Source organism: Catenulispora pinistramenti, from assembly GCF_018274385.1.
Taxonomy (GTDB): Bacteria; Actinomycetota; Actinomycetes; order Streptomycetales; family Catenulisporaceae; genus Catenulispora; species Catenulispora pinistramenti.
In genome coordinates this window covers 1-13,454 of record NZ_JAAFYZ010000264.1, presented here as the reverse complement: position 1 = coordinate 13,454, position 13,454 = coordinate 1, and the positions used below count along the sequence as shown (strand labels likewise).

Sequence of the window (13,454 nt, the reverse complement as noted above, 5' to 3'; positions counted from 1 at the left end):
GCCCCAACCCCGCCCCTCGCAACGGATCCTCGACCGCCGCGATGTGCGAATGCAGGCCCGACCGGGACAGCAGCCCGACACAGACCCCGACCATCCGGCCGCCGCGAAAAGCCCCCGCCACATAGCCGCCGGTGCCGGACAGCACCTTGAGAAGGGCCCCCGGCATCATCGCCGCCCCGTTACCCGGCCGCCAGACCCGGTCCATGAGGGCCGAGGCCCGGCTCATCTCAGCCATCGTGGACAGCTCGGCGATGGTGAGTTCCGCGGCGCGTGCCGAGGCGGCGGCATCGGCCTCCGCCTCGGCACGGAGCAGCTGGTCGCTCACGCTCATTCCTCGCCCAACAGCTCCGCGACCAGCGCCGTCACCAAAGCCGTGCGCCGCGGGATCTCGCCGACCAGCACGTGCTCGTCGTCGGCGTGTGCGCCGCCGCCCGCGGCACCGAGGCCGTCCAGGGTGGGGGTGCCGACGCCGGCGGTCAGGTTGCCGTCTGAGCCGCCGCCGACCGCGACGGCGCCCAGCTCGCCATGGCCCAGCTCCGCCCACAGCCGGCGCGCGCGGGCCAGCAGTGCCGCCGAGGCGGACTCCGGTAGCGGTGGGCGGCGCGGGCCGTCCTTCACCCGCACCGAGGCCTGCGGCAGCACCGGTGTCAGGGCACGTAGTCCGGCGTCCACGCGCTCCTGCTCCGCGGCTGTGGCCACCCGCACGTCCACCAGCAGCCGCGCGGCGTCGGGCACCGTGTTGCGCGTGGTGCCGGAGGCGGCGACCGTCGGCGTCACGGTCGTGCCCGCCGACGCGTCCGCGACCGCGGCGATCGCCAGCACCTGGTGCGCGAGTTCGATCGTCGTGTTCACGCCGAGGTGCGGCTGCAGCCCGGCGTGCGAGGCCCGGCCGCCGATCTCGACGTCGTAGGTCGCCACGCCCTTGCGCGCCGACTTCAGCGCCCCGCCTTCGGACGCCTCCAGCACCAGGGCCGCCCGCACCCGGCGCGCCTCGGCCTCGATCAGCGCCTGCGAGCCCGCCGAGCCGGTCTCCTCGTCGCCGGTGACCAGGATGGTCAGGCCGTCGAGCCGGTCCTGCGCGGCCGCGGCGTGGAACAGCTGCACCAGGCCGGTCTTCATGTCGAAGCAGCCCGGCCCGGTCAGTACCCCGTCGCCGGTCCCGGTCACCGCGAACGGATGCGTGGCCAGCGAGCCGATCGGCCACACGGTGTCGTAGTGCCCGAGAATCAATACCCTGTCACCGGCGCCGAACCGCCAGCGCAGGTGCACCCGCCCGGCGGCGTCGGCGATCCGCTCGGCCTTCTGCCCGAGCAGCCGTGCCCCGAGCGCGTCCACCAGCTCGGCACAGCGCAGCCCGGCCGCGATGTCAGAGGTCGGCGATTCGCACGTCACCAGCTCCTCGATGTCGGCCAGCAGCTCCGGCAACCGCGCCGACCAGTCGATGGTGTGCTCCGTCATGCTCACGCCACCTTCGGCGTGGCCCGCGCACCGAAGTGCAGGTATTCGCCGCCGCCGGGGATCTCGTAGAACACGACGGGCATCCAGGCGTCGAGATCGGGCCGCCGTGTCAGGAACACCTTCGGCAGGAAGGTCCGCAACGGCAGCTCCAGCGGCTCGGGCTGGACCAGGTGCGCCAGCTCGCCGGTCATCGTGTGGATCAGCACCAGCCCGCCGTCGCGCTCGACGACCTCCAGCCGCTCCGAGGCCCGCTCGTAGACACCCACGTAGTCGGCCGGGACGAACTCCAGCGGCGGATCGGCCGGATCGACCTGCTGCCGCATCTTGACGCCGCCGAACTCACGCGCGATCTCCTGGAACACCGCGTGGTACAGATGCAGCGTGTCGCCGCCGTTGGTCAGCAGGCAGACCGCCAGCTCCTGGTCGGGCAGCACCCGCAGGAACGCCGATTGCCCGATGGTGTTGCCGTCGTGCCCGTAGACCCGCTCGCCGTCCCACTCGTCCAGGAACCAGCTCAGGCCCACCTGCGCGGCCAGCAGCCACTTGTCCGGCACCTCCACCTGCGGGATCTGCATCGCCGACGTGGCCTGCTCGGACAGCAGCCGGGTGCCGTCGGGCGCGAGGCCGCCGTCGAGGTGGAACTGGGCGAACGTCAGGACCTCGCGCGGCGTGGAGTGGATCAGCCCGGCCGGGCCGGCGTTGCGCATCAGGCCCCACTCCGGCACCGGCGCGAGCGGGTTGCCCAGGTGTCCCAGGGCCGCCCGGTGCAGTAGCGCTTCTTCCGGCAGCGTGCCGGTGTGCGTCAGTCCCAGCGGACGGAACAACCGCTGCCGCATCAGCTCGTCCCACTGGATCCCGCTGACGTGCTCGATGACCCGGCCCAGCAGTATGAACGCAGAGTTCGAATACGACATCGTGACGCCGAGCGGGTGGTTCAGCGCGACGTCGGCGAGCACCGCCGCGTACTTCTCCAGGTTGTCATCGCCCCGGCCGGTGTCGATGAAGGCGTCGCCGTCGATGCCGCTGGAGTGGGTCATCAGATGTCTGACGGTCACGTTCCGCGTCAGGTCCTCATCGATCAGCTTCAGTCCCGGCAGCACCTCGGCCACCGGCTGGTCCAGGTTCAGCAGTCCGTCCTCGGCCAGCATCTGCGCCACCGTCGCGGTCCACACCTTCGTGATCGAGCCGACCTGGAACACGGTTTGCGGCGTGGCCTCGATCTTCGCACCCTTATGCGCCCAGCCGGACGCCACCTCTAGAACCAGCCTGCCGTGGTGCAGGACGCCCAGCGAAGCGCCGACGCCGTGCTCGGCGACCAGTTCGTCCAGCCGGGCCTGCCAGCGGGCGGTCAGTGCCGGGTCCTGGCCGTCGTCGGCCGCGTCCCGGATGTCCTGCTCGGCGGCGGGTGTCTCAGTGGTCTCAGTCATCGGTGGGCTCCGATCGGGGGTTGCCGGTGTGGGCTGTCACCCAGTCCACGAGTCGGCGGGAGTAGTCGACGCGGTGCGAAGGGGCGGCCGTTGAGGATGAACAAGTGGGAAGCTTCCGGGTACAGGACCATCCGCACCACGGCGCCGCGGGACTTCAGCGCTTGGAACCACTGCTCGGCCTGGCCGGGCGGGCAGCGCTCGTCAGCGGCGCCGTGCAGGATCAGCGTAGGCGCGCGAACGGCGTCGACATAGGCCAGCGGCGACGACCGGGCGATCCGGTCGCCCCCGCCCACCTCGAACTCGGCGATCGCGCGGCCCTCGTCGGAGGTGCCGGCCATGCTCGGCAGATCGGTGACCACTCCCCCGGCCACCACCGCCGCGAACAGCTCGCTGCGCGCCGACAGCCAGCAGCTCAGGAAACCGCCGTAGCTGTAGCCGGTCAGGGCGACGCGCACCGGATCCACCAGGCCCTCGTCAACCAGGGCCGCGACGGGTTCCAGCACGTCGCGCTCGTCGGCCTTGCCCCACGCCCCGAGCGCCGCCAGGTAGTGGGACTCGCCGTAGCCGTCGCTCCCCCTGATGTTGAGGAGCAGGATGGTCCAGCCACGCGCGACCAGTTCGTGGTGGTAGAGGTGGATCGCGTCGGCCTGCGGGCTCCAGGCGTTGTGCGGGCCGCCGTGCACGTCTACGAGCAGCGGTCCGCCGGCCGGGGCCGCCGGATCGCGGAGTACGAAGCCCGGCACCGTGGTGCCGTCCGAGACGGTGAAGTTCCGGTCCTGATAGACCAGAGGTTTGATATCGGCGGTCGCCGTGTGTTCGGTGAGGCGGGTGAACTTTCCCGAGCCCAGGTCCATGACGCCGACCTCGCCGAACGTGGTCTCGTCGGAATATACGAACACGACGACGTCGGCAGCCGCGGCCACCTTCGCGCCGCTGACACCCAGTCGCGACGGGAGGTCGAGGTAGTGGGCGGTGTCCGAACCGGCCGGGAGGCGGCACAGGCGTGAGGTGCCGTGGTCGCGGACCGCGTAGATGATGTCCTCACCGTGGAACTGCGCGAGCGCGCCAGGGTAGCCGGGGGCGCCGGGCATCACATTGCGGTCCTGGTCGGCGCCCAGCAGCTCGGGCGGCGCCGCCGGTTCGGCAACGGACTGACGCAGGAGATTGAGATGTCCGACGCTCAGCGAGGTGCGGCCGGTGACCAGCAGCGCCGAGGCGTCGGGATACCAGCAGAGCGCTCCGGCGAGCAGCGTGCCGGTGCCGATTCGTTGCGGGGTAAGGGGAATTCGGCCTGGTTCTAGCTCCAGCCGAAGATCCAGGACATACGGGGCCGAGACACCCAGGTACTCCAGCCCGGGGCCGCTGCGTCCGACGAACGCCAGCCGGGTCCCGTCCGGCGACCAGTCCGGCGCGGTGCAGTCGTCGGTCCCATCGGTCAGTTGCTCGACGCGGCCGTCGGCGACATCGACCACGAAGATCTGGTTCCGCGCCGCCCCGACAAGGCCGACGCCGTCGGCCTTCCAGTACGCCTCGTCCACGACCACCGGAGCGGCCGGGTCGCGCACCCTGTCGACCGCGCTGAACGCGATGCGGGTACCGTCCGGGGACCAGGCCGCGACGCCTGCGCCGCCGGGTCGGGTCTGCCCGGTGGTCAGCGGACGGGCTTCGCCCCCGTCGGCGGCGATCAGGTGCAGCTGCCCGGCGCGGAGGAAGGCCAGTGTGGCGCCGTCCGGCGACCAGCGAGGCGCGGTGTCGGCCGGGCCGTTGGTGAGGCGGCGGGGTCGGCCACCGGCGGTCGCGACCACGTGGATCGCGTGGGCGGCGCTGTCGAGGACGTTGTCCTGGCTGGTCAGGACGTAGGCGACGCGCGAGCCGTCCGGGGAGATGTCGGGGTCGCCGGGGAGTTGGAGGCGGTAGATGTCGTCGAGGGTCAGCGGGGTCATCGTGCCTCGGCCCTGCCCTTCTGTCGCGCCTGTGAGTTGCTGGGACTCTAGGCAGCCGAGGGCGCCGCGTGGTCGTCGCGGTGGACAAAAAACGACGCCGCCGGTGGTGCGACTGCACCATGACGACACGGACAGGGCAGGTCAAGCAGCAGGCAGCAGGCAGCAGGCAGGCAACGCAAGCAGCAGGTCCCGAAAACGCCGAACGGCCGGTCCGAAGACCGGCCGTCCACACTTCCCGAAGCGCCTAGCGATCCACCCATCCGTGGGACTGCGCGAGGGCGACCACGCGCTTCCTGACGTTGAGGATCTGCGAACCCGGCAGCGGCGGATCGACGTGCAGCAGCATCTCGGTGAGCTCGTGCTCCAGATCCGGCACCGTCAGCACGTCGCACAGGTCGTCGCCGAAGTCCGCCGCTCCGGCCGAGCCCGCCGCGGAGTGACCGTGCGCCGGCTCCGTCAGCACCACGGTGACGTTGGACGCCTTCGGCCCGCGGTCGCCCTGGTCGACACTGAACTGCACGACCCGCCCCGGAACCATCAGGCTCTTATCGTCCAGCAAGTCGTTGACGTGCACGAAGACATCCTCGCCACCGGAATCCGGGGCCACGAACCCGTACCCCTTGACGCGGTCGAAAGAGACGATCGAACCTCTCACCACAATCACCCCACATCCCAGACAGCCACAACAGCCACAGTTTTCCGGTGCTTTCCCAGAACCCACGTTACCGGAGCCGCCCAGGATCTCAAGTCGCCCGCAAGGGGGACGGACCCTGCCGGCAAAAGTCGGGCGTCACCCCGCACTGCCCGCAGTCTTCCGGTCGAACAACGACCCCTTATTTCTGGAAACCCGGCAGCCCCGTGTCGGGCAGCTTCCCCGCCGCGCGCAGCGCGTCCCGATGGACCCGCCACTCGTCGGCCAACTGCGGCAGCCGCTCGGACAGGAAGTCGGCCAACTGCGCGAGCTCCTGCAACACGGCCCGGCGGACCGACGCGTCGTCGGGCAGCAGGGTCAGGCCCTCCCGCATCAGCGCCGCCTGCTCCTGGTAGATCGTGGCGTCGAAACCCTTGGGCTCGATCCGCGCCGGATCGATGTTGTAGTGGTCGACCCGCTCGCCGACGCCGCGCGAGCGCTTGACCAACTGGTAGGCCTCCAGCAGCTTCAATGCGCCGGTTATGGCGCTGCGGCTGGCCATCAGCACCTCGGCCAGCTCCGCGATCGTCTGCTGCGGCGGATCGCAGACGATCAGGTAGCCGAGCAGTCGGCCCGCCATCGGCGGGAAGCCGTACTGCCGTGCGTAAAAGCGGCCCGCGTGGTCGGCAAATATGAGTTCTGCGTCGTCTGGCACGCGTCAGAAGCCACAGTGATAACTGAGATGACACAACTTTCTGTCATAACCGTCGCGGACGCCAGGTGCCTCCGGCGCGGGCGATCAGTACGATCGGACTCGGAGGTTTGAGGTCAGGCCTCTGCGAAGGGGGTGGGCTCGGTGGCGGAGACGGACCAGGCGGCGCAGATGGATCAGGCGGCGGGGACGGCGCGGGTGTGGGCGGTGAGCGACCTGCATGTGGCGCACCCCGACAACCGCGAGATCGTGGACCGGCTGCGGCCCGGACACGAGGACGACTGGCTGATCGTGGCCGGGGATGTCGGCGAGCTGTTCCAGGACGTCATCGCGGCGCTGGAGTTGCTGGCGGGCCGGTTCGCCAAGGTGTTGTGGACGCCGGGCAACCACGAGCTGTGGACCCACCCGCACGACCCGGTCACCCTGCGCGGCGAACACCGCTACCTCGGCCTGGTCGAACGCTGCCGCGCTTTGGGCATCGTGACGCCGGAGGACGGGTACCCGGTCTGGACCGGTCCCGGCGGCCCGGTCGTGATCGCCCCGCTGTTCCTGCTCTACGACTACAGCTTCATGCCGGCCGGTGCGCAGAACATCGCCGAGGGTCTGGCCATCGCCGAGAAGGCGGGCATCGTCTGCACCGACGAGTTCCTGCTGCACCCGGATCCGTACCCGAGCCGCGAGGCCTGGTGCCGGGCCCGGGTCGCGGCCACCGAGGCCCGGCTCGCCGAGTTGGACCCGGACCTGCCGAGGGTCCTGTTCAACCACTATCCGCTGGTGCGGGAGCCGACCAGGATCCTGCGATACCCGGAGTTCGCGCAGTGGTGCGGCACGCAGGCCACCGCCGACTGGCACAAGCGCTTCGCGGCGATGGACGTGGTCTACGGGCACCTGCACATCCCGCGCCGCACGGTCTACGACAACGTGCGCTTCACCGAGGTCTCGCTCGGCTATCCGCGCGAATGGCGTCGCCGGCCGCCGGCGGACCCGCTGCGACAGATCGTGCCGACCCCCGCGACGACCCCCGCGGCAACCACCTCCGCGACCGCCAAGGGACAGCTGTGATCGAGAGCATCCTGCCGGCCTCGGTGACGTCCGTGGAGAGCTACACCGACGCCGACGACCTGTTCCCCGAGGAGGCCGCGCTGGTCGCCCGGGCCGTGGAGAAGCGGCGCCTGGAGTTCGCGACGGCCCGCTGGTGCGCCCACAAAGCCTTGGCGGACCTGGGCTACCCGGCCACCCCGATCCTGCACGGGCCGAAGAACGAGCCGCTGTGGCCGGACGGCGTGATCGGTGCCCTGACCCACTGCGACGGCTACCGGGCCGCGGCGGTGGCCCGGGCCGGCGAGCTCGCGGCGATCGGCATCGACGCCGAACCGCACCGCGAACTGCCGGCCGGGGTGCTGGAGACCGTGGCGCGACCGGAGGAGATCCCGGCGCTGGCCGCTCTGGCGTCGCAGCACCCGAAGACGCACTGGGACAAGCTGATGTTCAGCGCCAAGGAGTCGGTCTACAAGGCCTGGTTCCCCTTGGCGCGGCGGTGGCTGGACTTCCAGGACGCGACGCTGCGCTTCGACCCGGCGGATCGGACCTTCGTCGCCGAGCTGCATCAGGCCGGCCCGGTGGTCGGGGGCGCGCCGCTGACCCGGATGCGCGGGCGGTTCGTGGTCGAGGGTGAGTTGCTCGCCACATCGGTCGTGGTTCGGGATTGAGACGGCGGGGTGGTTTGGTACTAGTCGTGATGTGAGCGAGATTTCGATCGAAGAGTTCCTGCGTTCCCACGGCGCGGCGGACTTGCCGCATCCCGGCGGGACGTTGCTGGCGCACCTGATCCGCGTCCGCGGACGTCTCGTGGAGTGGGGCGCGTCGCCTGACGTCCAGATCGCCGGACTCTGCCACGCGACCTACGGCACCGACGGCTTCGCCGAGACCCTGCTGGACCTGACCGACCGCGCGGTATTGGCCGGCTTGATCGGCGAGCGGGCCGAGGCGCTGGTGTACTTCTACGCGAGCTGCGACCGAGGCGTCACCTATCCCCGGCTGCGCACCGATCAGCGGCCGCTGTTCCGAGACCGCTTCTCAGGGCTCGAGTTCGATCCGACCGACGCGGAGCTGCGCGCCTTCCTGGAGATCACCGCGGCCAACGAGCTTGACGTGTTCGAGCACAACGAGGAGCTCGCGTCCCGTTACGGCGCCGGCTTCTACCGCTTGCTGGAGCCCGTGCAGGCTCTGCTGTCCCCGCCGGCGTGGGAAGCGTTGAGGAATCTCGTTAAGCTTCTTGACTAGATCTGCGATCACTCCTAGATTCCTCGATGCCTGATTCCGGTGCGTGTCTGGAGGATTCTGGAGTGCGACGTCCCATAAAACGGCGGGTCTGCCTCGTGGCGGCCGCGACGCTGGTCGGCGGCGCGGTCTTCGCGTCGGCGCCGATCAACGCCGACGCGGCCCCGGTCGCGAAACCGTCAGCGGTGCCCTCAGCGGCCCCGCCCGCGACCCAATCCGCGGCTCCCGCCGCCGAACAGCTGTACTCGCTCCCGACCGGAGACCATGTGCGGGTCACCGGGTCCGGCCAGAGCGCACGGGCCGACTTCCTGCCCGCCCCAGGCCATTCCGCGGCCGCGGTGACGTCGAACGTGGACGGCCGGATCACCGTCGTCCCGGTGTCGCAGGTCGGGAAGATCTCCTCGCTCGAGGCGTTCCAGGTGGGTCCCGCGACGCCGCAGTCCCCGGCCGCCACCCCGTTCTTCCCGATGACCACGCTGCACATCACCGCGCTCGACCACTCCGGCAAGCCCGTCCCGGCCGCGGAGGTGATCGCGGTGAACACCGACGATCCGGCCCGCGCGAACTGGGACGGGATCATGACCGGCGGTGACTCGCGGATCGAGGTGCCGGCCGGGCACTACAGCGTCGCGGTGGCCGCGTTCGAGACCGATGCGGCCGGGAACGCCACCGAGACGGACCTGCTGTCGGTCACCGACGTGACCGTGCCCGCCGCCGGGACGACCGTCGCGGTGGACGGTCGTAGCGCGCAACAGGTCGCCTTCACCACACCGCAGCCGAGCACGTTCGCCGGCGCGGTCCTGGGATGGAACCGGGGCACGACGGGACATCTTGACGTCCTCGACATCGGCGCGCTCGCCGGGACGAAGTTCTACGTCGGCAGCGCCGCCAAGGCAAACTACGGCGTTCTCCAGTTCTCGATGTTCGGCCGCCAGAGCGCCGGGTCTTCGAGCTATCTGCTGGGCTTCCCGAGCTACGATCAGATCCCTGCTTCCCAGACGTATGCCGCCGGCGCGCTGGAGACCGTGGACTCGACGTACGCCACCGACGAGCCGAAGCAGGATATGACGCTGACAGACCTGTGGAACCGGGTCGGGTCGTCGGGGCTGCCTGCGTACCCTGACTTGCCTTCCGTGACGGTGCACGCGCCGGCGAAAGCCCGGCAGTACATAGCCGCGGTCGCCGGCGCTTCCTATGAAGGCCTGATGCTTCCGGCCAATCCCGACGGCTCCCTGGACGGCGAGCTCGAGCGGGACTTCGTGCCGGTCGCGGGTCAGCATGTGACCTTGCCCTGGCGCGGCACGGTCATCACGCCCGCGCCGTCCACCTACGACGGATCCTGCTTCCTGTGCCGCAGCGGCGACACCCTCAACGGCGTCGACGAGATGGACACGGACGGCGCCGGGGACGTCGGGCAGTGGAGCGACGGACCGACGACGATCGCCGAGGACGGCAAGCAGATCTACAGCGGCGGCACCGAGGGGCAGCTGTTCACGCTGGCCCTGCCCGCCGCGAAGCACCACTACGTCTACTCGCTGGACACCACCCACGACACCGTCAGCACGGCGCTGTCGACGCACACCCAGATCTCGTGGGGCTTCGACTCCGCCAAGACCACGGCCTCGACCCCGCTGCCGATCCTGTACACGCGGGCGCAGTTCGTCACCGACGGGCACGACTCGGTCGGGACCGGAACGGGGACCGTCAACCTGGCCTTCGAGCACCTGTCCGGCGCCACTGACAGCGCGGTGAAGAACGCGAGCGTGTCCGTCTCCTACGATGACGGCACCACCTGGCACGCGGCGACGGTCGCGCTCGGCAACGGGCATCAGATCTCTGCGACCTGGCCGGTCCCGGCGAACACCAAGGCCGGCTACCTGGCGCTGAAGATCAGCGCCACCGACGCCGGCGGGAGCACGCTGGCCGAGACGGTGCACCACGCCGCGCTGGTCAACGCGCCCGGCGGGATCGCGGTGACCGGTTCGGGCGGTTCGGGCACGTCCGGTGGTACGGCCGGGGTACACGCGGTGTGTCCGAGTGCTGATGCCGGGCACATGCGGTGCTTCGCGCTGACCTCCGGGGTAAAGCAGAGCCTTGCCAAGGGCGCGTTGCCCGACGGCCTGGCCCGCAACGACCTGCTGTCCGCTTACAAGCTCCCGGCCACCGGCGGCGCCGGCCGCACCGTGGCACTCGTCGACGCGCACGACGATCCGCAGGCCGAGTCCGACCTCGCCGTCTACCGCAGCACCTACGGCCTGCCGGCCTGCACCACGGCCGACGGCTGCTTCAAGAAGGTCAACGAGCACGGCCAGACCTCCCCGCTGCCCGCGCACGATCCCAATGACGACTGGAACCCCGAGGTCTCCCTCGACCTGGACATGGTGTCGGCCGTGTGCCCGGCCTGCCACATCCTGCTGGTCGAGTCGGACGGCACCGACTCGGCCTCGCTCGGGACCGCCGAGCAGGCCGCCACCGGCTCCGGCGCCGTCGCGGTGTCCAACAGCTGGGGCGGGGACGAGAGCGGCGAGAACCAGGCGTGGGACTCGGCGTTCCAGCACCCCGGCGTCGCGGTCACCGTCTCCAGCGGGGACAACGGCTTCATCGAGGGCGCCTGGCCCGCCTCGCTCAGCACCGTGATCGCCGTGGGCGGGACGAGCCTGACCAAGGACACGTCCGCGCGCGGGTGGAGCGAGAGCACCTGGAAGGGCGCAGGCTCCGGCTGCTCGGCCTACGTGCCGAAACCGGCCTGGCAGCACGACGCGCACTGCCCGAACCGGACGGTCGCCGACGTGGCGGCGGTCGCGGACCCGAAGACCGGCGTCGCGGTCTACGTCGAAGACGGCTGGAACGTGATCGGCGGCACCAGCGCGTCCTCGCCGATCATCGCCTCGATGATCGCCCTGGCCGGCAACTCGGCGGCGCTGCCCAGCGCAGAGTACATATATTCGCACGCTGCGAACTTCTTCGACGTCACGAGCGGGTCGAACGCCAACTGGGACTGCGGCGGGGACTACCTGTGCAACGCCGGACCCGGGTATGACGCGCCCACCGGGATCGGGACGCCGAACGGGTTGGGTGGTCTGTAGATCTGTGCGGTAGTCAGCCGACCGCCTGGCCCGGCCCTGGAGTTCTCAGGGTCGGGCCAGGCGGTCTTCGGCGTCGCGGCGCGGCATACCGGCTCGGCCTGCGCGGCCCGACCGGCGCGGCCCGACCGGCACGGAATCCAGTTGTCGCCACGAGCCCCGGCATGTTGTGCTCATCGGCAATGTCGCCGAGGCCGAAGGAGGGTGATGCGCCGACCACATGAGGCGGCTGCGGCCAGGCTCTGAGGCCAGGGGACGACGCCGACGCCAGTGAGAGCGGGACGACACCTACCGCTGGCGCCCGGGGATGCTTGGGCGACAGTGACCGGGACAATCACCCAAACCCGGTCGTGGTTCGGATCCGGTGGATGAGACATGCCCCGGTGATGCTGGAAGCGGAATTAATCGCCGACCCCTGACGAGGGGGATCAGGCGGTGAACCGGTCCCTCGCCCGCGCCGAGCCTGGGTGCCGCCGTCCGCACGACGCGGACCGGCGGCGAGAACAGAACGGAACCCTGCACTCCCGATTGAAGATCCCTTCTTCGATCCGGAGGCAGAGCCATCAGCAGAACCGCCCAGAACCAGGGTTTCACCTGTGAGAACTGCGGCGCGCTCGTCGCGCCGCTGAGCAACGGGAGCTACCGGAACCACTGCCCGGCGTGCTTGTACTCCAAGCACGTCGACATCGAGCCCGGCGATCGGGCCTCGTCCTGCCGGGGCGCGATGCGCCCGGAGCGCGTCGAGCACCGCGGCGGCAAAGGACTGGTGATCGTCCACCGCTGCGCCGTCTGCGGCTTCGTCCGGCCCAACCGGATCGCCGACGACCCGGCGCAGGGCGACGACATCGATGCCGTCGTCGCTCTGATGTCCAGGCGCGGGTAGCACGGGTAGCACCGACGGTGCCCACGAGGATGAACTCGTGGGCACCGCGCACTTCACCGGACTACTGCGCGCCCCCTACCGCCCCGGCGGCGTGGGCGGAGCCGACGGCATGAGCGGAGCTGGCCGCACCGCCGGCCGTGAACTGCTCGTTCATGATCAGGAAGGCACCGAGGCCGTGGAAGTCGTTGGTGGCCTGGGTCCGGCCGATGTAGTAGGCGTAGTCGCCGACGTTGGTGCCGATCGAGATGGTGCTGAGGTTGGTCAGGCCGTCCTTGCCGACCGAGAGGCGTTGCAGCACGCCCTGGTAGCCCTTTTGCGCCACGGCGGCGTAGTGGCCGTCGATGTAGCCCTGCTGGGCGGCCCGCGACAGGGTGTAGGCGAACATGCTGGAGCAGGAGGTCTCGGTCCAGTTCCCGGCCTGCGTGCCCTTGTCCACGACCTGGAACCAGCGCCCTGAGACCGGGTCCTGATAGCGGGTGATCCCGGCGGCGAACTTGTTCAGGCTGGTGAGCAGCTGTGCTCGGCCCGGCTGGTTGGCCGGGGTGTCGTCCAGGACGTCGACCATCGCCATGCCGTACCAGCCGTCGGCGCGGCACCAGACCTCTCCCCCGAGCCCGGTATCGTCAACGAGGTGATGAGCGAGCCGTTCTACCGCCGGGTCGGCGACACCGCGTTCGAGCCGACGCAGGCCACCGAGAGTCCCTGGGACCAGTCCCTCCAGCACGGCGGTCCGCCCTCCGCGCTCCTGCTCGGCGAGATCGAGAAGGTGACCGCCGGCCACGGACGCATCGCCTCGGCACAGATCGACTTCCTCGGCGTCATCCCCCGCAAGACCGGCACGGTCGAGGTACGCACCCTGCGCCCCGGCCGCCGAGTACGGCTGGACGCGGCCACCCTGACCATCGACGGCAAGGTCGCGGCCGAAGCCCGCTGCTGGACGATCGCCACCAACCCGGGCGCGGAAAAGCAGGTCGAACACCGAACCGTCGCCCTGCCCGCGATCCCCGACGCCGCCCCCGACCTGTCTCTTATACACA

Annotated in this window: 11 protein-coding genes and 2 pseudogenes; 6 read left to right on the top strand and 7 right to left on the bottom strand. The window is 70.4% G+C overall.

What is annotated here, in order from left to right; all coding sequences use genetic code 11:
• From KGQ19_RS42550 to KGQ19_RS42525, 6 genes and pseudogenes are all read right to left on the bottom strand, one after another.
• Positions 1–325, bottom strand: a pseudogene (locus KGQ19_RS42550) (GNAT family N-acetyltransferase); the annotation flags it as partial.
• Positions 326–327: 2 nt separating this feature from the next.
• Positions 328–1,458 (bottom strand): M20/M25/M40 family metallo-hydrolase, encoded by a 1,131-nt coding sequence (locus KGQ19_RS42545; protein ID WP_230420304.1) that lies wholly within the window; start codon positions 1,456–1,458, stop codon positions 328–330.
• 2 nt (positions 1,459–1,460) lie between these two features.
• Positions 1,461–2,885: a serine hydrolase domain-containing protein gene (locus KGQ19_RS42540; RefSeq protein ID WP_212020237.1), complete on the bottom strand. Its 1,425-nt coding sequence runs from the start codon at positions 2,883–2,885 to the stop codon at positions 1,461–1,463.
• On the bottom strand, positions 2,882–4,828 hold the full coding sequence (locus tag KGQ19_RS42535; protein WP_212020235.1) for a S9 family peptidase: 1,947 nt from the start codon (positions 4,826–4,828) through the stop codon (positions 2,882–2,884). The genes KGQ19_RS42540 and KGQ19_RS42535 overlap by 4 nt, the downstream gene beginning before the upstream one ends.
• A 244-nt stretch (positions 4,829–5,072) precedes the next feature.
• On the bottom strand, positions 5,073–5,483 hold the full coding sequence (locus tag KGQ19_RS42530; protein WP_307856682.1) for a cold shock domain-containing protein: 411 nt from the start codon (positions 5,481–5,483) through the stop codon (positions 5,073–5,075).
• Positions 5,484–5,661: 178 nt separating this feature from the next.
• Positions 5,662–6,174 carry a GbsR/MarR family transcriptional regulator gene (locus KGQ19_RS42525; RefSeq protein WP_212020233.1) on the bottom strand — a complete coding sequence of 171 codons (513 nt, stop codon included), beginning with the start codon at positions 6,172–6,174 and terminating at the stop codon, positions 5,662–5,664.
• A gap of 168 nt (positions 6,175–6,342) precedes the next feature.
• On the opposite strand from KGQ19_RS42525, the gene KGQ19_RS42520 reads away from it, so the two are divergent.
• The 5 genes from KGQ19_RS42520 (at position 6,343) to KGQ19_RS42500 (ending at position 12,417) form a co-directional block, all read left to right on the top strand.
• Complete coding sequence (locus KGQ19_RS42520) at positions 6,343–7,233, top strand: metallophosphoesterase family protein (protein WP_212020245.1); 891 nt, start codon at positions 6,343–6,345, stop codon at positions 7,231–7,233.
• The gene (locus KGQ19_RS42515; protein WP_307856680.1) at positions 7,230–7,880 is read left to right on the top strand and encodes a 4'-phosphopantetheinyl transferase family protein; all 651 of its coding nucleotides are present in this window, start codon (positions 7,230–7,232) and stop codon (positions 7,878–7,880) included. Before KGQ19_RS42520 ends, KGQ19_RS42515 begins: the two co-directional genes overlap by 4 nt.
• 31 nt (positions 7,881–7,911) lie before the next feature.
• Positions 7,912–8,454 (top strand): DUF6817 domain-containing protein, encoded by a 543-nt coding sequence (locus KGQ19_RS42510; RefSeq protein WP_212020222.1) that lies wholly within the window; start codon positions 7,912–7,914, stop codon positions 8,452–8,454.
• Positions 8,455–8,516: 62 nt separating this feature from the next.
• Entirely contained in the window at positions 8,517–11,537 is a 3,021-nt protein-coding gene (locus KGQ19_RS50540) for a S53 family peptidase (protein WP_230420303.1), read from the top strand.
• Between the two features lie 559 nt (positions 11,538–12,096).
• Positions 12,097–12,417 carry an RNHCP domain-containing protein gene (locus tag KGQ19_RS42500; protein WP_212020241.1) on the top strand — a complete coding sequence of 107 codons (321 nt, stop codon included), beginning with the start codon at positions 12,097–12,099 and terminating at the stop codon, positions 12,415–12,417.
• Positions 12,418–12,478: 61 nt separating this feature from the next.
• On the opposite strand, the pseudogene KGQ19_RS42495 reads toward KGQ19_RS42500, so the two are convergent.
• Positions 12,479–13,036: pseudogene (locus KGQ19_RS42495) on the bottom strand (glycoside hydrolase family 88 protein); the annotation flags it as partial.
• Between the two features lie 15 nt (positions 13,037–13,051).
• Between KGQ19_RS42495 and KGQ19_RS42490 the strand changes: the two are divergent.
• The coding region (locus KGQ19_RS42490) for an acyl-CoA thioesterase domain-containing protein (RefSeq protein WP_212020218.1) at positions 13,052–13,454 on the top strand (403 nt) is incomplete at its 3' end.

Coding starts and splice junctions, on each gene's coding strand:
- KGQ19_RS42545 (WP_230420304.1), bottom strand. CDS start 1,458: ATGACGGAGCACACCATCGACTGGTCGGCGCGGTTGCCGGAGCTGCTG.
- KGQ19_RS42540 (WP_212020237.1), bottom strand. CDS start 2,885: ATGACTGAGACCACTGAGACACCCGCCGCCGAGCAGGACATCCGGGAC.
- KGQ19_RS42535 (WP_212020235.1), bottom strand. CDS start 4,828: ATGACCCCGCTGACCCTCGACGACATCTACCGCCTCCAACTCCCCGGC.
- KGQ19_RS42520 (WP_212020245.1), top strand. CDS start 6,343: ATGGATCAGGCGGCGGGGACGGCGCGGGTGTGGGCGGTGAGCGACCTG.